Consider the following 24,360-nt stretch of genomic DNA (forward strand, 5'->3'; position numbering starts at 1 on the left):
CCGACTCTCTCGGAGGTGGTGATGAACGTGGAGCTTGGACGCAGCATGACCAGCCGCATCATCGTGGTCGACCCCTTCGATTATGTCGTGTTCGGCGGCACCGGCGACCTTGCCCGCCGCAAGCTGCTGCCGGCGCTCTACCATCGCGAGCTCGACGGCCAGCTGCCGGCCGAGGCACGGATCATCGGCGTCTCCCGCCGGCCGCGCTCCGACGCGGAGTACCGCAGCGACGTCAAGGCCGCGCTCGAAAAGCACGTCGCCTTCGACGAGCTGAAGCCGGCCGTGATCGAAGCGTTCCTGTCGCGCATCCACTACGTGGCCGCCGACGCCACCTCCACGGAAGGCTGGGCGGACCTCGCGGCGCTGCTGAAGACCGGCGAGCACCGGGTCCGCGCCTTCTATCTCGCCACCGGACCGGATCTCTTCGGCCCGATCTGCGAGCAGATCGGCGCGCACGGGCTGATCACCGACAAGACGCGCGTGGTGGTGGAAAAGCCGCTCGGCAAGAACCTGGAATCGGCGCGCGCCACCAACGACGCCGTCGGCCGGGTGTTTCCGGAGGAGCAGATCTACCGCATCGACCACTACCTCGGTAAGGAGACGGTGCAGAACCTAATGGCGCTGCGCTTCGCCAACGCCCTCTTCGAGCCGCAGTGGAACTCCGCCCACATCGACCACGTCCAGATCACCGTGGCCGAGACGGTCGGTGTCGAAGGCCGCGGCGACTACTACGACACCTCGGGCGCGCTGCGCGACATGGTGCAGAACCACCTGCTGCAGCTTCTCTGCCTCGTCGCCATGGAAGCGCCCGCCAACATGGACGCGAGCTCCGTGCGCGGCGAAAAGCTGAAGGTCTTGAAGGCCTTGAAGCCGATCACGGCGCTGAACGCCGAGGGATGCACCGTGCGCGGCCAGTACCGCGCCGGCGCCTCCGCCACCGGCGCCGTGCCGGCCTACCTGGACGAGGTCACCAACAAGCAGACGCGCACGGAAACCTTCGTCGCGATCAAGGCCGAGGTGTCCAACTGGCGCTGGGCGGGCGTGCCCTTCTACCTGCGCACCGGCAAGCGGCTGGCCCAGCGCCTGTCCGAGATCGTGGTGCGCTTCAAGCCGGTGCCGCACTCCATCTTTGACGACACGGCCGGCGCGCTGTCGGCCAACGAACTGGTCATCCGGCTGCAGCCCGACGAAGGCGTCAAGCTGCAGCTGATGATCAAGGATCCCGGCCCCGGCGGCATGCGGCTCACCCGCGTGCCGCTCGACATGAGCTTCGCCTCGGCCTTCAAGGTGCGCAACCCCGACGCCTACGAGCGCCTGCTGCTCGACGTCGTGCGCGGCAACGCCACGCTGTTCATGCGCCGCGACGAGGTGGAGGCGGCCTGGGCCTGGATCGACCCGATCCGCGAAGCCTGGGACGAGAGCCGCGACGCGCCCAAGTCCTACACGTCCGGCACCTGGGGCCCCTCGGCCGCCATCGCGCTGATCGAGCGCGACGGCCGCAACTGGCACGAGGACGCGGTCTGAGCAGGGAACGAGCGCATGGATTTCAGGAGCTTCGCATCGCCTGAGGATCTCGCCGCCGGCCTCGCCCGCTTCGTCGCGGAGGCGCTGTCGGTGCGCATTCGGCGCGACGGCAAGGCCGCGCTCGCCGTATCCGGCGGCCGCACGCCGACGCGCTTCTTCGAGGCGCTGTCGGCCGAGCGCCTGCCCTGGTCCGACGTGATCGTGACGCTGGTCGACGAACGCTGGGTGGACGAGACCTCCGAGCGCTCCAACGCGGCCCTGGTCCGCCGCCACCTGATCCGCAACAAGGCGGCGGCCGCCGGGTTCGTGCCGCTCTGGCGTCCGACCTCGACGCCGGAGGACGGCCTCGGCTCCGTCGCCAAGGCGATCGCCGACCTGCCCCTGCCCTTCGCCGCCGTGGTGCTCGGCATGGGCGACGACGGCCACACCGCCTCCTTCTTCCCCGGAGGCGACCGCCTCGCCGAGGCCATCGACCCCGCCGGCTCCGCTCTCGTCCTCCCCATGCGCGCCGCCGGCGCCGGCGAACCCCGCGTCACCCTCACCCTCCCGGTCCTGCTTGCCGCCGACCACCTCGCCCTCCACATCGAGGGCGCAGGCAAACGGGCAGTGCTGGACAAGGCGCTGGACGGCGACGACGCCACGGAGATGCCCGTCCGCGCCGTGCTGAAATCCGCCAAGGCGGCGGTGGTGTTCTGGACGGGTTGATGTCGATAGTTGTGGAACAACCGAAAGAACTAGCAAGGTCGCTGCCCAACTCGCATATGTTGAAAAACCTGTGCCAACTCGACCGGAAGTTCGATCATCATGCGATACCCTAAAATTGCAACCGCCATATTAGGTCTAGGGTTTTCTTGTTTGGTAGGCATGGAGGTTCAGGCCGCTTGCAACGCCAAACTGGACAGTATTCAGTGCGACAATATGCTCGAATTAGATGGTTGGAGCGCCACACAATTCAAAAACAACGCAAGAGCGGCCTTTGAATTGTTTCAGAAGTCAGCCGGACCTATCCAGAAGTTCGATACCAAGCCGTGGTTTGCCGTCCCACTACCTCATGTTGAACTTAAACTCGCCGAGCACTCACAGTACTTCGGTGGGTCTAGTGGAGGTAGTGGATCTAGCGGCAGCGGTGGCGGATCAGATAGCGGCAGCGGATCTTCGGGTTCCGGGGGAGGAGACTTGGGCGGCAGCTGGGGCGGTGGATCAGACGGCGGTAGCAGTGGGTCTGATTCCGGCGGCGGCGGATCAGATGGGGGCGGATCTACTGACTCCTGGGGAGGAGATTCGGGCGGTTGGGGCGGGGGATCGGACAGTGGCGGGTCTTCTGGCTCCGGGGGAGGAGATTCAGGCGGTTGGGGCGGTGGATCAGATAGCGGTGGCGGGTCTGGCGGCAGTAGTGGTGGATCGGACAGTGGCGGGTCTAACGGCGGCGGATCAGACGGGAGCGGATCTCCTGGCTCCGGGGGAGGAGATTCAGGCGGTTGGGGCGGTGGATCAGATAGCGGTGGCGGGTCTGGCGGCAGTAGTGGTGGATCGGACAGTGGCGGGTCTAACGGCGGCGGATCAGACGGGAGCGGATCTCCTGGCTCCGGGGGAGGAGATTCGGGCGGCAGTTGGGGCGGAGGATCAGACGGCGGTAGCGGCGGGTCGAACTCCGGCGGCGGATCAGATGGGGGCGGATCTACTGATTCCTGGGGAGGAGATTCAGGCGGTAGCGGAGGCGGAGCGACAGACAATGGTGGTGGGACTGGAGGGACTAATGGTGGATCGATTGGCGGTGGGTCTGACTCCGGCAATTCTGGCGGCGCGGCATACATCTCTGGTGTTGGAGCGATTTGGATTGAATTTCTCCGAAGCCAGATCGTCTCTTTTGAGCCTTTCGCATTGATTGGAGTGTTTCGCGGTACGACGTTTACGTATCAGGACATAAATGATCCGACTGGGATACTGACGACAAAAAGTACGTTCTTGTTGCACAACAATTTATCGGTCGCGGTAGAACTGGGTCGTTTCCAGTGGGCCGAAAATGGGCAAGTCGTTCCTGTGCCGGGTCCCACAGTTGGCGTTGGAATCATACCTCTGTTCGCTCTTGTCATCTGGCGAACGAAACGAAAGCGACAAGATCGTCGACTGTCATTGAGGAATTAAGATCATGTCGGGTCAACTGATCCGCCCAGGCAAGATCCTGGCAGAGGAATTGGCGGAAGTTCAGGTGACGCCCACCGAGTGTGCGCGGCAGATCAACGTGCGGGCTAACCGGATCAGCCAGATCGTCAACGGCAAGCGCGCGATCACAGACGACAGGGGCCTGCGGCTTGGCCGTTGGTTCGGCACCTCGGCCCTATTCTGGCTGTATTTTCAATCGTCATCCGAGCTTCGTCTGGTCGCGGCCGAACTCGGCGATCGTCACTTATCTTTGCCGGCACGGAAGGACGCGACTTCTCCAGCCAAGGTCGCCGCTCCCTCAGCCACCGAATGATCCAGGAGTCCCCCATGACCGTTCATGCCCGTATCGGCGAGATCACCGAGCGCATCGCCAAGCGCTCCCACGACGACCGGAGCCGCTATCTGGACCGGTTGACGGTGCTGTCGGAGAAGGGACCTCGGCGCAGCCGGCTGGCGTGCGGGAACCTGGCGCATGGATTTGCGGCCTGCGGCACGTCGGACAAGGAGGCGCTGAAGGGCGACGTCGCGGCGAACCTCGGGATCATCACCGCCTACAACGACATGCTTTCGGCGCACCAGCCCTACGAGACCTATCCGGAGATCATCCGCGCCGCCGCGCGCGAGGTGGGCGCGGTGGCGCAGGTGGCGGGCGGCGTGCCGGCCATGTGCGACGGCGTCACCCAGGGCCAGACCGGCATGGAGCTTTCGCTGTTCTCGCGCGACGTGATCGCCATGTCGGCCGCGGTGGGCCTCAGCCACGACATGTTCGACGCGGCCGTCTACCTCGGCATCTGCGACAAGATCGTGCCCGGCCTCGTGATCGCCGCCCTCTCCTTCGGCCACCTGCCGGCCGTGTTCGTGCCCGGCGGCCCGATGACCACGGGCCTGCCCAACGACGAAAAGGCCCGCATCCGCCAGCTCTACGCCGAGGGCAAGGTGGGCCGGAAGGAGCTTCTGGAATCGGAGAGCGCCTCATACCACGGCCCCGGCACCTGCACCTTTTACGGCACGGCCAATTCCAACCAGATGCTGATGGAGATCATGGGCCTGCACCTGCCGGGCGCCACCTTCGTCAACCCGAACACGCCGCTGCGCGACGCGCTCACCAAGGAGGCCGCCAAGCGGGCTCTCGCGATCAGCGCCTCGGGCAACGAGTATACGCCCGTCGGCCGCGTGATCGACGAGAAGGCGATCGTCAACGGCGTCATCGGCCTGCACGCGACGGGCGGTTCGACCAACCACACCATGCACCTGGTGGCGATGGCCAAGGCCGCCGGCATCCGCCTGACCTGGGACGACTTCTCCGACCTGTCAGACGTCACGCCGTTGGTCGCCCGCGTCTACCCCAACGGCATGGCCGATGTGAACCACTTCCAGGCGGCCGGCGGCATGGGATACCTGATCCGCACCCTTCTCGACGAAAAGCTGCTGCACAACGACGTCAAGACCGTGTGGGGCACGCCGCTGGAAGGCTACACGGTGGAGCCGAAGCTGACCGACGAGGGCGCGGTGGAGTGGAAGCCCGCTGCCGCCACCAGCGCCGACGAGAAGGTGCTGCGCCCCGCGTCCAACCCGTTCCAGGCGACCGGCGGCCTGAAGGTGCTGAAGGGCAACCTCGGCAAGTCGGTGATCAAGACCTCCGCCGTGAAGCCGGAACGGCAGGTGGTGGAAGCGCCCGCGGTGGTGTTCCACAGCCAGGACGACATGCTGGCCGCCTTCAAGCGCGGCGAGCTGGAGCGCGACTTCGTCGCCGTGGTCCGCTTCCAGGGCCCCAAGGCGAACGGCATGCCCGAACTCCACAAGCTGACACCCTCGCTCGGCGTGCTGCAGGACCGCGGCTTCAAGGTGGCGCTTGTCACCGACGGGCGCATGTCCGGCGCGTCCGGCAAGATCCCGGCGGCAATCCACGTCTCGCCGGAGGCCTGCGACGGCGGCCCGATCGGTAAGGTCCGCAATGGCGACCTGATTCGCCTCGACGCGGTCGCCGGGACCCTGGAGGTGCTCGTCGACGCGACCGAGTGGGCTGCTCGCACGCCGGTCACCGAGGATCTCTCGGCCAACGAGTGGGGCATCGGCCGCGACCTCTTCGCCTCTTTCCGCCGCGTGGTGGGCCGCGCCGAGGACGGTGCGAGCGTGTTCTGAGACCAGGCGCGCCACAGGTCCAGCAGCGCGCCTGATGACCCGATGCGGATCCGGACTGCGCCCGCGTGGTTATTCTGGCGCGTCCGCGATCACGCTGAATCGATCCACGCGGACGGGCTTGCCCCCTGTGCAATGCAGCATGGCCGGGTATACTGGTCGCCAATATCTCCCCAAATCACTTCCGCAGCAGGACTCGCCCATGAACGAGATCGTCACGCACAAGTTCGGCATCGGGGCACCCGTCCGGCGTCGGGAGGATGCGAACCTCATCACCGGCCGCGGCCACTACACGACCGATTACACGCCCGCCGGCACCGTGCATGCGCTCGTTCTCCGTTCGTCGATGGCCCACGCCCGTATCGCCGTGAGCGGCCTGGAGGAGGCGCGCGCCCTGCCCGGCGTGCACCTGATCTGGACGGCGGCCGATGTGACCGGCCTCGGCGGCCTGCCATGCAAGGCGCTGCCGCGCCAGGTGGACGGCACCAAGGTGAGCCCGCCGCCCCACCCGCTGCTGGCCGACGGCGTGGTGCGCCACGTCGGCGATCCCATCGCCTTCATCGTCGCCGACAGCCTCAACGCCGCCCGCGACGCCGCCGAGCAGGTGATGGTGGACTACGACCCGCTGGGCGTGGTCACCGATACCGCCGCGGCCCTCGACCCAGCCGCCCCGCTGGTTTGGCCGGAGCGCGGCAGCAACGTCGCCTTCGAGCTCGCCTCCGGCGACAAGGCCGCTACCGACGCCGCCTTCGCCGCCGCCGCGCGCGTCGTGGAACTGACCGTAGTCAACAACCGCGTGGTCTCCAACTACATGGAACCCCGCGCCGCGGTGGGCGAGTACGATCCGTCGACCGGACGCTGGACGCTGACCGCGGGCACCCAAGGCGGCCACGGCATTCGCAACATCGTCGCCAAGGACATCATGAAGGTGGACCCGGCGCGCATCCGCGTGGTGACCCCCGACGTCGGCGGCGGCTTCGGCACCAAGAGCTTCGTCTACGGCGAGTACCCGTTGGTGCTGAAGGCTGCCGAGGCGTTGGGCCGGCCGGTGAAGTGGGTGTCGGACCGCACCGAGCACTTCCTGATCGACGCCCACGGCCGTGACAACGTCACCACCGCCCGGTTGGCGATGGACGCCGACGGCCGCTTCCTCGGCCTGCGGGTGGACCTGATCGCCGCCATGGGCGCCTACCTCCACCAATTCGGCCCCTACATCCCCCAGGGCGGCGTCTCCATGTCGACCGGCCTCTATGACATCCCGGTCATGGACGTGCGCGTGCGCGGCGTATTCACCAACACCGCCCCGGTGGACGCCTACCGCGGCGCCGGCCGGCCCGAGGCCGCCTTCGTGCTGGAGCGCCTGGTCGATCTCACCGCCCGCGAGACCGGCATCGACCCGATCGAGCTGCGCGCCCGCAACCTGATCCGCCCGGAGCAGCTGCCCTACCGCACCGCCAGCGGCCGTCTCTACGACACCGGCGAGTTCGAGGCGCACATGCGCCGCGGCGTGGAAGTCTCGGACTGGGCAGGCTTTTCCGCCCGACGGGAGGCCTCGCGCGCGGCCGGCAAGTGGCGCGGTCGCGGCATCGCCACCTATGTGGAGGCCTGCGCCTTCCCCGGTTCGGAGGAGGCCAACATGGTGCTCAATCCGAACGGCACGGTGACGCTCTTCATCGGCACCCAGACCAACGGCCAGGGCCACGCCACCGCCTACGGCCAGATCATCGCCGCCTACCTTGGTATCGACGTGGAGAAGGTGGAGACCGTGCAGGGCGACACCGACCGCGTCCGCCGCGGCGAGGGCACCGGCGGCTCGCGCTCCATCCCGCTCGGCGCCGCCTCGGTCGACATCGCCTCCAGGAAGCTTGTCGAGCAGATCAAGGAACTGGCCGCCGACAAGCTGGAAGCGTCTGCCGGCGACATCGAGCTGAAGGACGGCACCGCCCGCGTGGTCGGCACCGACCGGTCGCTGACGCTCGCCGACATCGCCGGCGCCGCGGATGCGGAGAAGCTGAAGGCGCAGGGCGAGTTCACCCAGGAGGAGTGCACCTACCCCAACGGCACGCACATCTGCGAAGTGGAGGTGGACCCCGACACCGGCGTCACCACCCTCGACCGCTACTTCATCGTCGACGACTTCGGCGTGACGGTGAATCCGGTACTGCTGGCAGGCCAGGTGCACGGCGGCGTGGTGCAGGCGATCGGCCAGGCGCTGATGGAGCACACCGTCTACGACGACAGCGGCCAGCTGCTGACCGCCACCTTCCTCGACTACTGCATGCCCCGCGCCGACAACTTCCCGGAGCTGCACTTCGAAACCCGCAACGTGCCCTCGACCACCAACATGCTCGGCATCAAGGGAGCCGGCGAGGCCGGCACCATCGGCGCGACCCCCGCCGTCATGAACGCCGTGGTCGACGCCCTCGACTTCGGCGCCGGCATCCGCCACATCGACATGCCCGCCACCCCCGCCCGCATCTGGGCGGCGATCCACGGGGGGTGAAGGTGAACCTTGAGTTGCTGAACGACCCCATAAAAAGTATCATGGGGCATTCTCTCAGGTGGTGCGGAAACGATGTCGAGTTCTGATGCCGCAAAAAATCGTTTTGCGCGAAGAATTGTTACATCGATGCGGCATTCAACGTCCGAAGATCTCGTGTATGATTCAGATGACTTTTCGATAACGGTCGGTATCAATAAACGTGTATTCCTGGATAACATCTACCGACGATGGCTTAAGAAATCCTGGTTGAGGAGACAATTCAGCATCGGCCAAATGGCAGCGATGGCATTAGAAGCTACACGACTGAACCATTTAGACTTTGCTGAAGCCGCTCCGCTACTTTTACCCGTGATCAGATCGAGGTGGCTCCTAACCTATAGTTTAGAAACAGACGAGCCGACAGCGCCGTGCATGCCGTTCCGCAACGATTTAAAGGTTTGTCTTGCCATAGACGGAAACGGATTTATTCAAATTGTCTCAAATTCATCGACACTGGAGAAATGGGGCGTCACTTTCGAGGAAGCTCTTGAAACAGCTATGGCAAACCTGAGAGCCATTTCACCCCCAGAATTTACGTTCAAAGCTGGTAGGATAGCAATACCATGCGAGTTAGACGATTTCACGTCTTCATGGCTCTTGATACCCGAAGTATTTGACAGCATTCCGGGCAACGGCAGTTTAATCATCGTACCTGTGTCGCGTTCTATGGTCGTCGCAGCGCGGCCGGCCACTGACGTCGAATCAGCTGAACTTGTTCGGATTTCTTTGGAGCTCTATGCGACCGAGAACCATCTTCTCTCGCGTCTGCCATTGATCTGGAGCGGCAATGGTTGGGACGTTGCAGACACCACGCGCCCCGGACTCAAGCCGCTGAACGAGTTGATTGTGCTTGAGAGAATCGAGCAGCACGAACTCCAGAAACGCGCTTTGGAGGCTATCCGCGACGCTGAAGGGAGCGATGTCTTTGTGGCTAATCTTTTCGTCTTTAGAAGCAAGAAAGACGACAGTTACACGACGTTTACAACATGGACTTGTGGTGTAAATGCTTATATTCCGAAATCTGATGCTGTCATCTTCGTCAGAGAAGATGCCATAGTCCTCCAAGCTTATTGGGACGACGTGGTCAGGCTGGTCGGGGAACTTGTTCAAGTCCCCCGTACTGACCCGCCCTATTACAAACTGGACGGCAACTACGACGATCTCATTGAGACCCTCAGATCAGAAGGCAAGGATGCGCATTTCGTGCAGGCTTAATCATACGGCTGCGTTGCTAGTCGGCTAACTCAGCCGGTGCGGCGCCCCTCACCCGCCCAGCTTGTAGCGCAGCGACACGGCGAAGATGTCGACGTCGCCTTCGGCGGTGCCGGAGTAGCTGATGGTGGGGCCGGTGGTGGGGGTGTCGACGTCGATGCTGGCGTCCTTGACGAAGAGGTGGGTGTAGGCGGCGTCGAAGGAGAGGCGGTCGTTGACCTTGTAGCTGGCGCCGATCGAGGCCCAGAGGCGGTCGGAGTCCGGCAGGCGCATGGAGCGGTATTCGTCCTCGATGGGCGACAGCTCGTAGCCGAGGCCGGCGCGGAGCGTCAGGTTCTCGTTCCAGGCGTATTCGCCGCCGAGCGAGAAGAACCAGCCGTCCTCATACTCGAAGGTGAGCGCGGCGCCCGGCACCGGCGAGCCTTCGATCGGGATCGTGCCGAGCGAGCTCCAGTCGGTCCACTCGATGCCGCCGAGCAGCGTGAAGTCCTCGGTGACCTTCTGGCGCAGGCCGAGCGTCACGCTTTGCGGCAGGTCGACGTCCGCGCCGATGTCGTAGCGTCCGGCGAAGAGGCCGCCTTCGAACGTCTGGTTTCCCTCCAGGGCGTGCGCGAGCTGCGAACGGTAGCCGAGGCCGATCACGGTGCCGTCCAGGGGCGTGAACGTGAGACCGGCGGTGAAGCCGAAGGCCACGTCGTCGCCCACCAGGCGCTGAACGTCCGGGGCGCTGGTGGCATCGAGCGCGGTCTGAATATTGACGTCGAAGTATTGGATCTGCGCCCCGACGCCGACGCTGAGCATGTCGTTGATCTTGTAGGCGACCGTCGGCTGAACGTTCACCGAGAACACCTTGGCGCGGTAGTGGTCGAACTGGCCGACCCAGGCCGGGTCCGACTTGGTGGCGAGACCGAAGGGCGCGTTGATCGAGAGGCCGAGGTAGAGCTGATCGTTCACCTGGTAGGCGATGTAGCTGGACGGCACGAAACCGTCGATGCCCACGTCACCGCCGTTGCCGGTGATGCCGAAGCCGTTCAGCGTGCCGGTTGCGTCCTTCAGCTCCGACGAGGGGCTGATGATGGTGCCATGGCTTTCCACCACGAGGCCCGTGGCCGTGGTGATCGCGGAGGGATTCCAGAACATCGCGGAGATGCTGTCGCCGGGCGCAGCGGCACCGGCGAAGGAGGCGCCCTGCGACGTAGCCGACTGCTCGCGCAACGCAAATCCACCTGCCTGGGCAGCCGTGATCGACATCAGCAGCGTCGAAACCGCAACCCCGGAGAGGTAAGCCCGTCCAGCCATGTTTCTTCCCTCGAACTCATTTGCAACCCCGCCGTCTTCGGTCCAGGCGCAAGGGCCTGCGGCGTTCGGGCAAACAGTGTCCGGGCCTTACGTTTGCGGCAACCCGGGAAGAAATAACGAGGAGGGGCAAGGTTACTTAACATGACGTTAGGAGATGCCGTGGCGTCAGTTCGCCCCCGGATACTTGTTAAGTAGTTGAAAAAGAAAATGTTCTGAACTGCCCCTGCTCCGGCACCCGCCACTCAACTGCTTGACGCCATCTCGATGTGATCGCTTCAGTTGACCGAGCGTTGTTGCATCGTCGCCACAGGTCTCAGGCGTGCAGCCCTTTCCAGAGCGAATGAAAATGGTGCACGGGTCCGTGTCCATGGCCGATCTTCAGCCCGTCCGCTGCGACGATTGCGTCGGTGACGTAGCGCTTGGCTTCAGCGACCGCCTCCTCCAGGTGCAACCCCTTGGCGAGTCCGGCGGCAATCGCGGAGGACAGCGTACAGCCGGTACCGTGGGTGTTCTGAGTCGGGTGTCGGCGCGCGGTCAGCCACAACGGACCGGCATTCGACAGGAACAGATCGACGCTCTCCGGCCCATCCGCATGGCCGCCCTTAAGGAGCACCGAATGGGCGCCGAGATCCATCAGCGCCTTGGCTTGCGCGAGCATCGCGTCCTTGCCGTCGGCCGGTCCAGTCTCCAGCAGCCGCGCCGCCTCCGGCAAGTTGGGCGTCAGCACCAGCGCGCGGGGGATCAGCACCTCGCGCAGCGTCGCGACTGCCTCCTCGCGCAGCAGCGGGTCGCCGCTCGCCGCGATCATCACGGGATCGAGCACCACGACGGTCTGCCGCCAAGCCTCCAGGCCGTCCGCGACGGCGCGAATAACTTCCGGATTGGCGAGCATGCCAATCTTCACCGCGTTGACGGCGAGGTCGGAGAACACGGCGTCCATCTGTGCCCGCACGAAATCCGGCGGAGTCTCGTGGATGCCGGTGACGCCGCGGGTGTTCTGCGCCGTCAGCGCGGTGATCACGCTCGCCCCGTAGACGCCGAGGGCCGAGAAGGTCTTCAGGTCGGCCTGGATGCCGGCCCCTCCTCCGGAATCGGAGCCTGCGATGGTGACGGCGATCGCGGTCATGACGTGCTCTCCCTTGCCTCCGGCGTCCTGTTCTGGTCGACTGCGCCCGACCGAATGTCCGGGCCGCGAGGAACCGATGACGCCGTTCTTTGTCCTCATCAAATGCCAGCTCGGCCGCGCCTACGAGGTGGCCGCCAAGCTGGCTGAAGCCGAGATCGCCTCGGAGATCTACTCCACCGCCGGCGACTACGACCTCCTCACCAAGTTCTACGTCGAGACGGGGGCCGACATCGGCCACTTCGTCAACGAAAAGGTCCACCCGATCCCGGGCATCGTGGATACCAAGACGATCATCACCTTCAAGGCGTTCTGACGCCCTCGCCCGCGATATTGAGCCAGTCCGCGAGCCGGCCCTCCGGATCCGTGTGCGACAGCACGTCGGAGACGACCGCGATCGAATCGGCCCCGGCCGCATAGACCCCGGGCGCCCGCTCCAGCGTGATCCCGCCGATCGCGACCAGCGGACGTTCGCCGATCAGCCGCTTCCATTCGCCGATCCGCGCGAGACCCTGGGGCGCCCATGGCATCACTTTCAGCGTCGTCGGATAGATCGGCCCCAGCGCCACGTAGTCGGGATCGATCGAAAGCGCGGTGCCGAGCTCCTCGTGGCTGTGCGTGGAGACGCCGATGCGAATGCCGGCACGCCGGATCGCGGCCACGTCAGCGATGGAGAGATCCTCCTGGCCGAGGTGAACCCACTCCGCGCCGATATCGATCGCCTCCCGCCAGAAGTCGTTGACGACCAGCGTCGCCCCGGCCGACCGCGTTGCGGCGAGCGCGTCCCGAATCTCGGTAGCGAGATCGGCCGGCTCCAGCCCCTTGGCGCGGAGCTGAACCAGTTTCAGCCCCACCGGCAGCAGCCGGGGCAGCCAGCGCGCGCGATCGATCACGAGATAGAATCGGGGCAGCATCTCAGCCTCCGGCAAAGGGCGTGAACGGCGTGCCGAACACCGGCGTGGAGGCGACGGCGAGGTCGGTCTCGTCCATGATCCCGGCCTCGAAGGCGCGCCGTCCGGCCCGGATCGCCTCCGCGAAGGCCTCGGCCATCGCCGGCGGGTCGCCAGCGGTTGCAACGGCGGTGTTGAGCAGGATCGCGTCGTAGCCCATCTCCATCGCCGCCGCGGCGTGGCTGGGTGCACCGAGACCGGCGTCGACCACGAGCGGGATCTCCGGGAAGTGACGGCGGAGCAGCCGGAGTGCGTAGGGGTTGTTGAGCCCCCTGCCCGTCCCGATCGGCGCGCCCCACGGCATCAGGACGCGGCAGCCCGCCTCCACCAGCCGGTCGGCAAGCACCAGGTCGTCGGTCATGTAGGGAAACACCTCGAAGCCGTCGGCCGACAGAGTGCGCGCCGCGTCGACGAGGCCGAACGGGTCCGGCTGCAGCGTCTCGTCGTTGCCGATCACCTCCAGCTTGACCCAGGGCGTGCCGAACACCTCCCGGGCCATCTCCGCCGTGCGGATCGCCTCCCGCGCGGTGTGGCAACCCGCCGTGTTCGGCAGCACCGCGACATCAAGCGATTTCACCAGGTCCCAGAACGCGTGCCCGGCCTTGGCGCCGCCGACCGACTCGCGCCGGAGTGACACCGTGACGATGCCCGCGCCGGAGCGCAGCACGGACTGGCGCAGGCTCTCCGGCGAGGGGTACCGCGCCGTGCCGAGCAGGAACCGGCTCTCGAAAGACCGGCCGTAGAAGCTGACCATCTCAACCTCCCTGCCGTGGGCTGAAGACCTCGACGCTGTCGCCGTCGACGAGCGGCGTGGCGGCGCGCTCGGCACGCGGCACGAAATCGCCGTTGAGCGCGGTGGCAACCACCGTCGGCTCGAAATCCTGCTCCTCGATAAGCGAGGCGAGGGTCGCGGCTTCCGTGTGGCGCTCCTCACCGTTGATCGTGATGCGCATGGGCGTCCTCCGTCCGGTCGGCGAGGATCATGGCCGCGACGTCCGCCGCCAGGGCCGGCGCGATCAGCCAGCCGTGCCGATAGAGGCCGTTCACCGCAACCGTGCGGCCGTCGACCTCGATCCTCGGATTATTGTCGGGAAAGGCGGGCCGAAGCCCGGCGTTGAACTCAAGCACCTCCGCTTCGCCGAAAGCCGGGTGCAGCGTGTAGGCCTGGGTGAGGAGTTCGCCCGCCGACCGCAGCGTGACCGTCGCGGCGGTGTCACTCTCCACCGTGGTCGCGCCGATCATGAATACGCCGTCGGCCCGCGGCACCACATAGAGCGGGTAGCGGTGGTGCAGCAGGCGCACCGGCCGGGCGAGCGTGATCTCCGGGTTGCGGACCAGCGCCATCTCGCCCTTGACGCCCCTGAGATCCGGGAACCGGTCGCGGGCGCCGAGCCCACGGGCGTCGACAATGCGGGAAGCGGTCAGGGCGGCCGGATCGCCGCTCCAGTCGAAGGTGACCGGCACCCCGCCGTCACGAAGTTCGGCGAGCAGCGCGGGCATCACGCGCCGTGGGTCCAGGTGGCCTTCGCTGGCGAAAAACAGGCCCTGACGGAAGCGGTCGGCAAGCAGCGGCTCCAGCGCGGCGATGCCGGCCGCGTCGAGCGCCTGGTGATGCGTCGTCTGGCGGGCGAAGCGGGCGAGAGCCGCCGGATCGCGCGGCGGCGCGACCACCAACGTGCCCTGAAGGCTGACGTCCGGGAGGAGTTCCGGCCACAGCGCCATCGACCGGCGTCCGAGCTCTACCACCACAGGTTCCGAGCCGTCGGCCTCGCACTCCGGTGCAAGCATGCCGCCGGAGCGCCAAGCTGCACTCTGCGCGAAATCCGGAGCGCGTTCGTACACCGCAACCGACAGCCCGGCCCGGCACAGCGTCACGGCCGCGACCAGACCCATCGCGCCGGCACCGAGCACGGCGACGTCGGGACGGTGCGGAACTGGCCGTCGGTGCGGAAGGTCCATCGTTTCGCCCATGGCGGCCATACGGCGGCGGAGGGCGCGGGCGATCGAAGAGACTCACCCGGGTGACGTCCCTCCGCCGGCATGACCCGGATCAGGTTCTAAGGGTTCGTCTCAGCCCCAGGCGGGGCGCCCCTCGTCACTGCCCGGACATATGCGGCCGGCACGCCGGGGTGTCAAGGACGCGAGGATCAGACCGGCGTGTTCGCCTTGCGCGCCTCGGCCTTGCGCTTGAGCAGGCCGAGTTGCCGCTCCCGCCAGATCACGAACACGCCGGAGCCGATGACGATCAGCGAGCCGAGCACGACCGGGCCGGTCGGCACGTCGCCGAACACGAGGTAGGCGATGATCACGATCCAGATCATGTTGGCGTAGTCGAACGGGGCAATCACGGAAGCCTCCGCATGGCGGTAGGCCTCCGTCATAAGCACCTGCCCGACGCCGCCGCAAAGCCCGGCGAGGATGAGAATGAAGGCTTCCATGCCCGTCGGCACCACCCACCCGAAGGGGATGCTGAGCAGCGCCATCGCCGACGCCGAGGCGGAGAAGTAGAACACGATCGCCCCGGTGCTCTCGGTCGCGGTGAGTTCGCGCACGGTGACCATTGCGAGCGCGGCGAACACGGCGGAGGAGAGCGCGAACAGGCTGCCGATCAGCCCGCCCGTCGCGCCGGAGCCGCTGAAGCCGGAGGTCTGTTCGGACAGCACGATCAGCACGCCGACGAAGCCGACCGCCACCGCCGACCACCGATAGACCCGGACGGTTTCGTGCAGCAGCAGCGCGGCGAAGATGACGCCGAACAGCGGGCCGGAATAGTTGATGGCTGTCGCGTCGGCGAGCGGCAGATAGCTGATCGAGGCGAACCAGCAGAACATCGAGATCGTGCCGACCACCGCCCGCTTGGCATGGCCGAGCGGCTGGCGTGTGACGAGCGCCCGCGGGATCTCGCCCCGGAACGCCAGGAAGGCCACCACCGGGATGGTGCCGAAGAAGGCGCGCGCGAACAGCACCTCACCGGGCGGAATGCGATCCGACACCAGCTTGATGAGCGTGACCATGAGGGCAAAGACGAGCGTCGACAGGATCTTGAGAACGACGCCCGCGGTGTTCGACGACACGCGGTGAGCTCCCGGAAAGACACCCGTGAGACCACGGATGCCCCGTCAAGGGCAAGCCGGGAAAAGAGGCAGCGAAGCTCCGGCGCGGCCAAATCCGCCGCAACTGGACAGCTGCCCCCACCTCTGCGGCGGGAGCCGTCGGCTCGCGATGTTCCAGGTTGCGGCTTTACTCCGCCGCGACCTGGCGCTCCGGGATCCGCTCCACCTTTGCCGCGCAGAACTTGAACTCGGGGATCTTCCCGAACGGGTCGAGCTGCGGGTTGGTGAGGAAGTTGGCCGGGGCTTCGGTGAAGCAGAACGGGATGAAGATCATCCCCTCCGTCACGTCGCGGTCCGCCCGGAGCACCGGTTCGATGCGGCCGCGGCGGGTCTCCACCGCCACGCGCTCGCCGGGCGTCAAGCCCATCTTGCCGATGTCACGGGGGTGCATGCAGACGATCTCGGTGCCTTCCTGGCCGTCGAGCACGCCCGCGCGCCGGGTCATGGCCCCTGTGTGCCAGTGCTCCAGCAAGCGGCCCGTGGTGAGCACCAGCGGGAACTCCGCGTCAGGCAGCTCGGCGGGCGGAACGAGGTCCGTCGGCACGATCCGAGCCCGGCCGTCCTTGGTCGGGAAGCCGTCACCGAAGATGATCTCGTTGCCCGGCTTGTCCGGCGCATCCACGGGATAGGTGACCGAACCTTCCCGCTCCACCCGATCCCAGGTGATGTTCTCCAGCGACGGCATCACGGACGCCATCTCGGTGAACACGTCGGCGACGCTCTGGTAGGTCCAGTCGAGGCCCATCCGCTTCGCGATCGCGATGATCAGGTCGAGGTCCTGCCGCGCATCGCCCGGCATCGGCACCGCCGGCCGGCCGATCTGCACCTGACGGTTGGTGTTGGTGTAGGTGCCGAGCTTTTCCGCATGGGCAGAGGCCGGCAACACCACGTCGGCGTGCCAGGCCGTCTCGGTGAGGAAGATGTCCTGCACGACGAGATGCTCCAGCATGGCGAGCGCCGCCCGCGCATGGTGCTGGTCGGGATCGGACATCGCCGGGTTCTCGCCCTGCACGAACATGCCTTTGATGGCGCCGTCATGGATCGCGTCCATGATCTCCACCACCGTCAGGCCACGGTTCTGGTCGAGCGGGCGGCCCCACAGATCCTCGAAGCCGAGCCGGACGTCCACGTCCGTCACCAGCTTGTAGTCCGGGTACATCATCGGGATCAGGCCCGCGTCCGATGCACCCTGCACGTTGTTCTGGCCGCGCAGCGGATGCAGCCCGGTGCCCTCACGCCCGACATGGCCGGTGATCAGCGCCAATGCGATCAGGCACCGCGTGTTGTCCGTGCCGTGCACGTGCTGCGACACGCCCATGCCCCAGAAGATGATCGACCGTTCCGAGGTGGCGTAGGTGCGCGCCACTTCCTTGATCGTTTCCGCCGGGATGCCGCAGACCGGCTCCATGGACTCGGGCGAGAAGTCCTTGACCTTGGCCTTCAGCGCCTCGAAGCCGTCCACGTTGGCCTGGATGTACTGCTCGTCGGTGAGCCCCTCCGCAATGATCGTGTGGATCATCGCGTTGAGGAGCGCCACGTCGCGTCCCGGCTTGAAGACGAGGCCGTAGGTCGCGTGCCGCATCAGGCCCTGCCCGCGCGGGTCCATGATGATCAGCTTGGCGCCGCGCTTGGCCGCCTGCTTCAGGTAAGTGGCCGCCACAGGGTGGTTCTGCTCCGGACGCGCGCCGATCACCACGATGCAGTCCGAGGTTTCGGCCGCCATGAACGGCGCCGTCACCGCGCCCGAGCCGATGCCCTCGATCAGCGCCGCGACGGACGAAGCGTGGCAGAGCCGGGTGCAGTGGTCCACGTTGTTGGTGCCGAAGCCCTGCCGCACCAGCTTCTGGAACAGGTAGGCCTCTTCGTTTGAGCCCTTGGCCGACCCAAAGCCGGCCAGTGCACCGCCCCCGTCCCGATCGCGGATGGTGACGAGCCCGCCAGCGGCGCGGTCGAGCGCCTCCTCCCACGTCGCCTCGCGGAAGACCTCCCACGGGTTGCCCGGGTCCATGTGGATGTGGGCGTCCTTGGCGACGCCCTCCTTGCGCACCAGCGGCTTGGTCAGGCGGTGCGGGTGGGCGATGTAGTCGAAGCCGAAGCGGCCCTTGACGCAGAGCCGGTTCTCATTGGCCGGGCCGTCGCGACCGTCGACCTGGACGATCTTGCCGTCCTTGACGCCGACGGAGGTCTGGCAACCGACGCCGCAATAGGGGCAGACGGTGTCGACGAAGGTGTCGGGCACCACCGTGCGCTTCTTGGCCTGCTCGTCCATCAGGCTCTTCTCGAACAGAGCCCCCGTCGGACAGGCCTGCACGCATTCGCCGCAGGCGACGCAGGACGAGTTGCCCATCGGGTCGTCGAAGTCGAACACCGGCATCGCGTGCATGCCGCGATATCCCATGCCGATCACGTCGTTGACCTGGACCTCGCGGCAGGCGCGCACGCAGAGCCCGCAGGCGATGCAGGCGTCGAGGTTCACCGCCATCGCAGGATGCGAGACGTCGTGCGGCGCATGCTCGCGCCGCGGCAGGCGACCGACCTCGATCTCCATCGCGTCGGCCCACGACCAGAAGCTGGACATCGGGTCCGGCGCCTCGTCCTTGGGCGGCTGGTCGGTGGCGAGCAGCTCGAACACCATTTCCCGCGCCTTCACGGCCCGGTTGGAGGTGGTGGAGACGTCCATGCCCGCCGTCGGTGTGCGGATGCACGAGGCGGTGAGCACCCGCTCGCCCTTCACGTCGACCATGCAGGCCCGGCAATTGCCGTCGGGCCGGTAGCCGGGCGCGGGCGCATAGCAGAGGTGCGGGATCTCGGTGCCGCAGCGTTGGGCGACCTGCCAGATGGTCTCGCCCGGCGCCGCCTCCACTTCGTGGCCGTCCAGCAGGAATTTGATCGTGTCGCTCATGGCGAAACCTTCGTCAGATCCTCGTGGAAGAACGTCAGCAGGTGGTTGACCGGGTTCGGTGCCGCCTGCCCCAGGCCGCAGATCGATGCGTCCCGCATCACCTGCATCACGTCGTTCATGGCCCCCTCGTTGATATGGGGAAGCTTCAGCAGTTGGGTAAGCTTCTCGGTGCCGGCCCGGCACGGCGTGCACTGGCCGCAGCTCTCGTGCTGGAAGAAGCTGATGAGGTTGATCGCGACGTCCTTGATGGAGTCCTGGTCGGACAGAATCACCACCGCGTGGCTGCCGACGAACGCCCCGTGGGACGCGAGCTGGCCGCCGAAGTCGAGCGGGATGTCGCCGAGCGCCGCCGGCAGGATGCCGCCGGACGCACCGCCTGGCAGATAGGCCTTGAAGGTGTGACCGTCGAGCATGCCGCCGCAGTACTGCTCGATCAGCTCCCGCACGCTGACGCCGGCCGGCGCCAGCTTGACGCCCGGATCCTTCACCCGGCCGCTGACCGACCACGAACGGAACCCCTTGGAGCCCCGCGCGCCCTGGTCGGCGAACCAGGAGACACCCTTCTCCACGATGTCGCGCACCCAGAACAGCGTTTCCACGTTGTGGTTGAGCGTCGGCCGGTCGAACAGGCCCACCTCGGCGATGTAGGGCGGGCGGTGGCGCGGCAGGCCGCGCTTGCCCTCGATCGACTCGATCATCGCGCTTTCTTCGCCGCAGATGTAGGCCCCCGCCCCGCGGCGGAGCACCAGCGGCGCGTGATCGGCCAATCCGGCGGCGGTCACGGCGGCGAACTCGCGGGCAAGGATCTCCAGCACCGTCGGATACTCGTCGCGCATGTACATGTAGATGCGCTCGCAGCCGACGGCCCAGGCTGCGATCAGCGCGCCCTCGATCATGCGGTGCGGATCGCGTTCCAGATGGTAGCGGTCCTTGAAGGTGCCGGGTTCGCCCTCGTCACCGTTGATGGTCATCAGCCGCGGACCGGCGAAACCCTTCACGATCGACCACTTGCGCCCGGTCGGGAAGCCAGCGCCGCCGAGCCCGCGAAGCCCGGAATCGGAGAGCAGCGCGATGATCTCCTCGGCCGTGCGCTCGCCCTTCAGGCAGCTTTCCAGAAGCGTGTAGCCGCCGGCCGCCCGATAGGCCTCCAAACCGGTGTAGTCGGGTATGACCGGCTTGACCGCCTGCGTGGCCGCCAGTTGCAGGAGCTCTTCCGCAGTGACGGGACCGACCGCGTTGCGCCCGACGATCGCCGCCGGCGCTTCCGCGCAGCGCCCGATGCAGGCCGCGCGGACGATGCGCACCTGGTTCGGATCCGCCCCGGCCTGCAACGCCGTGATCAGGCTTTCGGCGCCCGCCAGCATGCAGGAGAGCGAATCGCAGACGCGGATGGTGACCGGCGCCGGGGCCGCCTGCCCTTCTTTCACGATGTCGAAGTGGTGGTAGAAGCTCGCCACCTCGAACACCTCGGCCTGCGCCAGACGCATGACCTCGGCCAGCGCCCGCAGATGCCTGGCATGCAGGCAGCCGTAGTGATCCTGCAGCTTGTGCAGGTGCTCGATCAGGAGATCACGCGCCAGCGACGCGCCACCGAGCAGCGCATTCACTTCAGCGATCGAAACGTCATCGACCTGCCGGCCTTTGGGGGCGGCAGCGTCGCGTCGGACCGGACGCGACTTCTCAGCAAATTTGACGGTCAAGGAGTTTCCCCCGACGGGTGCTATTCGTTTGGCCGACAGAATAACACCGGACCGCTCACCATTTACAAGGTCGCGATCCGCCGCACCGCGAGAAAAATCACGCCACTCATCGATATAGCCTATGCTGCAATAGCGAAGAACTTGGACAGGCCGCAACTTGGCTAAGAAAAGGTGGACGTTCCGGCCTGAAAGTCTGGAAGACTCCGCTGGCGCGGCTGGAAGATCCGGGGCGGAAAACCTCCCCGGATTGTGCGCTGCATGGAACGCGTCGCGGTTTTCTCAACCGAGCGACTGGCGGAGAAATTCCACCGTCCGGCCCCACGCGAGATCCGCGGCGGCCTTGTCGTAGCGGGCCGCGGACGTATCGTTGTTGAAGGCGTGATTCACGCCCTCGTAGACGTGGACGGTGTGGTCGACGCCCGCCGCCTTGAGGGCCGCCTCGTAGTCGGCGATGCCCGCGTTGATGCGCTCGTCCAGGCCCGCGTAGTGAAGCAGCATCCTGGCCTTGATGTTGGGAACGGCTGCCGGGTCCGGCGTGCGCCCGTAGTAGGCGACGCCCGCGCCGAGGTCCGGCGAGGCGGTCGCGAGCTGGTTGACCATGCCGCCGCCCCAGCAGAAGCCGATCGCGCCGACCTTCCCGGTCGAATCGGCATGGCCTTTCAGGAAGTCGACGGTGGCGACCGCGTTCTGCAGGGTCTGCATCGCATCGAGCGCGCCGATCATTTCGCGCGCCTTGTCCTCGTCGGACGGAGTGCCGCCGGCAGGCGACAGGAAATCCGGCGCGAGCGCGACGAACCCCTCGAGCGCCATCCGGCGCGTCACGTCCTGGATGTGCGGGTTGAGGCCCCGGTTCTCATGGATGACGATCACCGCCGGAAGCTTGCCCGTCGCGCTCGCCGGCTTGGCGAGGTAGCCGCTCATCTCGCCGGCCGCGCCCGGATAGGTGACGGTCGAGACGGAGAGCCGCTGGTCGCCCTCCTCCGTCATCGCCGCCCGCGCCTGGTTCGCCTCCAGCAGCGGAACGATTGCGGCTGCGGCCGCGCTGGACCCCGCCACCCGGGCCAGCTTGTCGAGGAAACCGCGCCGGTCGTAGGTGAGGTGGGTGTACTCGTCGTAGAGCCTGATCATCTCCTGCGTGATGGGGATGCGCTCGGTCATGGGTTCCTCCCGGTTCGGTTGCCGCGCCAACGAGGATGGCGCACGCGGCCCCGATCGGAAGGGCTTCACGACGGATTGATCGACGCGAGGCCCATCAGAACCGCATCGGCTCCAGGGCCACGGCCTGCCGGGCATCCTCCCAGACGTACTTGGCATGCGCCTCGTGCCACCCTTGGCAGAAGCCGATCGCGCGCGCCGCCGCGACGGAGACCCGCCCCTTGCCCCCGCCGTCGCGCACGAGGTCGTCGAGCCCATGGGCGAGCCGGACGTCGTTGAGATAGCCGAGGATCTCCTGGGCTCGCTTGGTGTCACGGTGGATCCGCCGGACCTCGCGCCGGGACAGCAGCGGTTCAAAGAACTCAATGGAATACCGCAGTTTCTTGAATCGCTTCCGCAGGTCGTGCCGCTCCTCAGGGTCGAGCTCGTCGACACGCCGGCCGGTTTTCACCACCTTGTTCCACTGCCGCTGCAGCACGGCGGTGGCAAATTCCTCGAGCGGAGCGGAGAGCTTGGCCGACTGCTCCACATCCACGTCCGACAGCCAGCCGCGCGTTTCCGCATAGGCCGCGAGGCCGAGCAGGAAGCTGCCGGTCCGGGCGCCCGACAGCACCGAGCGGACCTGACCCCGCACCGTCCCGCGCCGCCGCGCGATGATGGTCTCCAGCGCGGACATGTCGGTGTAGCCGGCGCAGGGCGCGATGATCTCCTCGGCCAGCACGTCGAGATCGCGCAGCGTGCCGACTTCCTGTCCGAGCCACCGCACATCTTCCACAAGCCGGGCCGCCGCGGCCGGATCGACCACGGACTTGAACACCGTCAGCGCCGTCCGCAACCGCCGCAGACCGACGCGGAGCTGGTGCGGCCCTTCCGGATCGTCGCTCTCGAGCACGACGGGCAGATTTCCCGCAATCTGTGCCACACAGGACCGGAGGATGGATCGCAGTCCCTCCTCCACCGTCATCCCTTCGTCGATCGGCGCCGCGACCGCCTTCAACGGCTTGCGGGCGCCGACACCCTCGCCCGCCAGAAGCGCGTATCCGCGTTCCGACTTGACCGTCCGTGAAAAACGGACGGGTTTGCCTTGCAGCACCGTCGCCGCCACTTGGAACAGTGCCTGGACGTCACCGTCGATCAGCTCGAACTCCGCTTCCAGCAGGTCCTCGCGTCGGTCGCCGGTCGTCACGGAACCATCGTCGAGCACGAAGTCGACGGTGTCTCCGGCCGTCGTTGTGACGGTCCGCGACGTCCGTTCCACGGCGATCGTGAACGCCTCGACCACTGCTTCCCCGGCGAGCGCCTCGACGACGGCGGCGCGGATGTCATCGTCCGGAATGGCGTCGAGGTCGGGCTCAGGGCCAGGGACGGCGACGTTGCATTCCGTACGCCGGGCGAGCATGGACCCGCTGTCGCCGCCGATCTTGACCGTCTGCTCGAAGCCGGCCTCCGAGCGGCGGACCCTCAGGGAAGCGCCGCTTCTGCGGAGCCGTTCGTCCGGTGTGTCGAAGTAGAGCGTGGTGAGGCGGTCGACTCTGGCTGGGCCGACGGCGATGTCCGTAAGCCTCGAACTGTCCTTCAACGCATCGAACTCGTCACGCGAGAGCTCAAACTTCAACTCGGACTCGGTACCGGACGCCATTTCTCGACTTCCCTTCTGCCTGCGAAGGGATTGAGACTGGTTCGACCGTCATAAACAAGCCGGTGCCGTATCACTCGGCGACCGGCTTGCGTCCTGGCTTGTAGGTGACGAAGCGCCAAACGTAGGCGACGACGATGATGCCGACGACGACCTTGGAGGCCGGGTCGAGCCACGCCTCCACAAGTTCGTACTGGCTGCCGAGAAGATAGCCGGCGACGGCGAGCAAAGCCGTCCACAGCCCCGTACCGAGGCTCGACCACATCATGAAAGGGGCGAGCGGCATCGGCGCTACGCCGGCCGGAACCGAGATCAGCGTGCGCACGGTCGGCACCAGGCGCCCAAAGAACACCGCCTTGGCGGCATGCCAGCGGAACCAGCCGCGCGCCGCATCGAGATCGTCGAGGTTCATGGTGATGACGCGGCCGAACCTGGCGATCAGCACCTCCACCCGGCCACGGCCGAGCCACAGCCCGATCCAGTACCAGAACAGCGCACCGGCAAGCGAACCGACCGTGCCGGCGAACACCACGGCCCAGATATTCATGCCGCCCTGGTGCGCGGAAAAGCCCGCAAGCGGCATGATCAGCTCCGACGGGATCGGCGGAAAGACGTTCTCCAGAAACATCAGGAGCGCAACGCCGGCGTAGCCGCCCTTCTCCACCCACTCCACGATCCAGTCGAACATCCCGTATCCTTTGTTGGGTCGCGCCGTCAGCCGCCGCGGATCAAGCCGGCTTCCGCCATTTGGCGGCCCGAAGCCCGATTTCAAGATGGACGCCGCCGCACCCGAACTTATTCCGCAGGTGTGAAATTCTTGCTGAAACGGTCTTGCAATGTGGTGATTTGTCCGTTCCGATACGGGTTCGCGCGGTTGTCCAGAGAAGACGAAGGAACGCTGA

Annotated in this window: 20 protein-coding genes and 1 riboswitch; of the genes, 8 read left to right on the forward strand and 12 right to left on the reverse strand. The window is 66.5% G+C overall.

Annotated elements, in window-relative coordinates; all coding sequences use genetic code 11:
- Window positions 1–45 precede the first annotated feature (45 nt).
- From zwf to HZ321_RS10970, 7 genes are all read left to right on the forward strand, one after another.
- Window positions 46–1,524, forward strand: coding sequence for a glucose-6-phosphate dehydrogenase (gene zwf, locus HZ321_RS10940; protein ID WP_181702626.1), 1,479 nt, complete (start codon window positions 46–48; stop codon window positions 1,522–1,524).
- A gap of 15 nt (window positions 1,525–1,539) precedes the next feature.
- Window positions 1,540–2,229, forward strand: coding sequence for a 6-phosphogluconolactonase (gene pgl, locus HZ321_RS10945; RefSeq protein WP_181702348.1), 690 nt, complete (start codon window positions 1,540–1,542; stop codon window positions 2,227–2,229).
- 421 nt (window positions 2,230–2,650) lie between these two features.
- Window positions 2,651–3,409 carry a hypothetical protein gene (locus HZ321_RS10950; protein WP_181702350.1) on the forward strand — a complete coding sequence of 253 codons (759 nt, stop codon included), beginning with the start codon at window positions 2,651–2,653 and terminating at the stop codon, window positions 3,407–3,409.
- 264 nt (window positions 3,410–3,673) lie between these two features.
- A complete protein-coding gene (locus tag HZ321_RS10955; protein WP_181702351.1) occupies window positions 3,674–4,000 on the forward strand; it encodes a HigA family addiction module antitoxin in 327 nt (108 codons plus the stop codon).
- A 14-nt stretch (window positions 4,001–4,014) separates the two neighbouring features.
- A complete protein-coding gene (edd, locus tag HZ321_RS10960; protein ID WP_181702353.1) occupies window positions 4,015–5,829 on the forward strand; it encodes a phosphogluconate dehydratase in 1,815 nt (604 codons plus the stop codon).
- 199 nt (window positions 5,830–6,028) lie between these two features.
- Complete coding sequence (locus HZ321_RS10965) at window positions 6,029–8,329, forward strand: xanthine dehydrogenase family protein molybdopterin-binding subunit (RefSeq protein WP_181702355.1); 2,301 nt, start codon at window positions 6,029–6,031, stop codon at window positions 8,327–8,329.
- Window positions 8,330–8,401: 72 nt separating this feature from the next.
- The gene (locus HZ321_RS10970; RefSeq protein WP_181702357.1) at window positions 8,402–9,583 is read left to right on the forward strand and encodes a DUF1444 domain-containing protein; all 1,182 of its coding nucleotides are present in this window, start codon (window positions 8,402–8,404) and stop codon (window positions 9,581–9,583) included.
- 48 nt (window positions 9,584–9,631) lie between these two features.
- On the opposite strand, the gene HZ321_RS10975 is transcribed toward HZ321_RS10970, so the two are convergent.
- Together HZ321_RS10975 and thiD are read right to left on the reverse strand one after the other, a co-directional pair.
- A complete protein-coding gene (locus HZ321_RS10975) occupies window positions 9,632–10,879 on the reverse strand; it encodes an OmpP1/FadL family transporter (protein WP_181702359.1) in 1,248 nt (415 codons plus the stop codon).
- Window positions 10,880–11,192: 313 nt separating this feature from the next.
- On the reverse strand, window positions 11,193–12,005 hold the full coding sequence (gene thiD / locus HZ321_RS10980) for a bifunctional hydroxymethylpyrimidine kinase/phosphomethylpyrimidine kinase (RefSeq protein ID WP_181702361.1): 813 nt from the start codon (window positions 12,003–12,005) through the stop codon (window positions 11,193–11,195).
- Between the two features lie 76 nt (window positions 12,006–12,081).
- Here thiD and HZ321_RS10985 point away from each other — a divergent pair, with 76 nt between their 5' ends.
- On the forward strand, window positions 12,082–12,318 hold the full coding sequence (locus tag HZ321_RS10985) for an Lrp/AsnC ligand binding domain-containing protein (protein ID WP_181702363.1): 237 nt from the start codon (window positions 12,082–12,084) through the stop codon (window positions 12,316–12,318).
- Here the strand turns inward: HZ321_RS10985 and HZ321_RS10990 are convergent.
- The 10 genes from HZ321_RS10990 to HZ321_RS11035 all read right to left on the reverse strand — a co-directional run bounded on the left by HZ321_RS10990 (window position 12,305) and on the right by HZ321_RS11035 (window position 24,146).
- A complete protein-coding gene (locus HZ321_RS10990) occupies window positions 12,305–12,916 on the reverse strand; it encodes a thiamine phosphate synthase (RefSeq protein ID WP_181702365.1) in 612 nt (203 codons plus the stop codon). The genes HZ321_RS10985 and HZ321_RS10990 overlap by 14 nt on opposite strands.
- Window position 12,917: 1 nt before the next feature.
- Entirely contained in the window at window positions 12,918–13,706 is a 789-nt protein-coding gene (locus tag HZ321_RS10995; protein ID WP_181702367.1) for a thiazole synthase, read from the reverse strand.
- A 1-nt stretch (window position 13,707) separates the two neighbouring features.
- On the reverse strand, window positions 13,708–13,905 hold the full coding sequence (gene thiS / locus HZ321_RS11000; RefSeq protein ID WP_181702369.1) for a sulfur carrier protein ThiS: 198 nt from the start codon (window positions 13,903–13,905) through the stop codon (window positions 13,708–13,710).
- Window positions 13,883–14,911, reverse strand: coding sequence for a glycine oxidase ThiO (gene thiO, locus HZ321_RS11005; RefSeq protein ID WP_181702371.1), 1,029 nt, complete (start codon window positions 14,909–14,911; stop codon window positions 13,883–13,885). Before thiO ends, thiS begins: the two co-directional genes overlap by 23 nt.
- 51 nt (window positions 14,912–14,962) lie before the next feature.
- A riboswitch (TPP riboswitch) is annotated at window positions 14,963–15,055 on the reverse strand.
- A 44-nt stretch (window positions 15,056–15,099) separates the two neighbouring features.
- Complete coding sequence (locus HZ321_RS21925; RefSeq protein WP_342343835.1) at window positions 15,100–16,026, reverse strand: DMT family transporter; 927 nt, start codon at window positions 16,024–16,026, stop codon at window positions 15,100–15,102.
- 166 nt (window positions 16,027–16,192) lie between these two features.
- Window positions 16,193–18,967 carry a formate dehydrogenase subunit alpha gene (fdhF, locus tag HZ321_RS11015; RefSeq protein WP_181702373.1) on the reverse strand — a complete coding sequence of 925 codons (2,775 nt, stop codon included), beginning with the start codon at window positions 18,965–18,967 and terminating at the stop codon, window positions 16,193–16,195.
- A complete protein-coding gene (locus HZ321_RS11020) occupies window positions 18,964–20,667 on the reverse strand; it encodes an NAD(P)H-dependent oxidoreductase subunit E (protein ID WP_181702375.1) in 1,704 nt (567 codons plus the stop codon). Before HZ321_RS11020 ends, fdhF begins: the two co-directional genes overlap by 4 nt.
- 279 nt (window positions 20,668–20,946) lie before the next feature.
- Entirely contained in the window at window positions 20,947–21,825 is an 879-nt protein-coding gene (locus HZ321_RS11025; RefSeq protein ID WP_181702376.1) for a dienelactone hydrolase family protein, read from the reverse strand.
- Window positions 21,826–21,919: 94 nt separating this feature from the next.
- Window positions 21,920–23,461: a CYTH and CHAD domain-containing protein gene (locus HZ321_RS11030; protein WP_181702377.1), complete on the reverse strand. Its 1,542-nt coding sequence runs from the start codon at window positions 23,459–23,461 to the stop codon at window positions 21,920–21,922.
- Window positions 23,462–23,531: 70 nt separating this feature from the next.
- Complete coding sequence (locus tag HZ321_RS11035) at window positions 23,532–24,146, reverse strand: DedA family protein (protein ID WP_181702378.1); 615 nt, start codon at window positions 24,144–24,146, stop codon at window positions 23,532–23,534.
- Window positions 24,147–24,360: the final 214 nt, after the last annotated feature.

This window comes from Chthonobacter albigriseus, assembly GCF_013839445.1.
In the GTDB taxonomy this organism is placed as follows: Bacteria; Pseudomonadota; Alphaproteobacteria; order Rhizobiales; family Pleomorphomonadaceae; genus Chthonobacter; species Chthonobacter albigriseus.

Coding starts and splice junctions, on each gene's coding strand:
- zwf (WP_181702626.1), top strand. CDS start 46: ATGACCAGCCGCATCATCGTGGTCGACCCCTTCGATTATGTCGTGTTC.
- pgl (WP_181702348.1), top strand. CDS start 1,540: ATGGATTTCAGGAGCTTCGCATCGCCTGAGGATCTCGCCGCCGGCCTC.
- HZ321_RS10955 (WP_181702351.1), top strand. CDS start 3,674: ATGTCGGGTCAACTGATCCGCCCAGGCAAGATCCTGGCAGAGGAATTG.
- edd (WP_181702353.1), top strand. CDS start 4,015: ATGACCGTTCATGCCCGTATCGGCGAGATCACCGAGCGCATCGCCAAG.
- HZ321_RS10965 (WP_181702355.1), top strand. CDS start 6,029: ATGAACGAGATCGTCACGCACAAGTTCGGCATCGGGGCACCCGTCCGG.
- HZ321_RS10970 (WP_181702357.1), top strand. CDS start 8,402: ATGTCGAGTTCTGATGCCGCAAAAAATCGTTTTGCGCGAAGAATTGTT.
- HZ321_RS10975 (WP_181702359.1), bottom strand. CDS start 10,879: ATGGCTGGACGGGCTTACCTCTCCGGGGTTGCGGTTTCGACGCTGCTG.
- thiD (WP_181702361.1), bottom strand. CDS start 12,005: ATGACCGCGATCGCCGTCACCATCGCAGGCTCCGATTCCGGAGGAGGG.
- HZ321_RS10985 (WP_181702363.1), top strand. CDS start 12,082: ATGACGCCGTTCTTTGTCCTCATCAAATGCCAGCTCGGCCGCGCCTAC.
- HZ321_RS10990 (WP_181702365.1), bottom strand. CDS start 12,916: ATGCTGCCCCGATTCTATCTCGTGATCGATCGCGCGCGCTGGCTGCCC.
- HZ321_RS10995 (WP_181702367.1), bottom strand. CDS start 13,706: ATGGTCAGCTTCTACGGCCGGTCTTTCGAGAGCCGGTTCCTGCTCGGC.
- thiS (WP_181702369.1), bottom strand. CDS start 13,905: ATGCGCATCACGATCAACGGTGAGGAGCGCCACACGGAAGCCGCGACC.
- thiO (WP_181702371.1), bottom strand. CDS start 14,911: ATGGACCTTCCGCACCGACGGCCAGTTCCGCACCGTCCCGACGTCGCC.
- fdhF (WP_181702373.1), bottom strand. CDS start 18,967: ATGAGCGACACGATCAAATTCCTGCTGGACGGCCACGAAGTGGAGGCG.
- HZ321_RS11025 (WP_181702376.1), bottom strand. CDS start 21,825: ATGACCGAGCGCATCCCCATCACGCAGGAGATGATCAGGCTCTACGAC.
- HZ321_RS11030 (WP_181702377.1), bottom strand. CDS start 23,461: ATGGCGTCCGGTACCGAGTCCGAGTTGAAGTTTGAGCTCTCGCGTGAC.
- HZ321_RS11035 (WP_181702378.1), bottom strand. CDS start 24,146: ATGTTCGACTGGATCGTGGAGTGGGTGGAGAAGGGCGGCTACGCCGGC.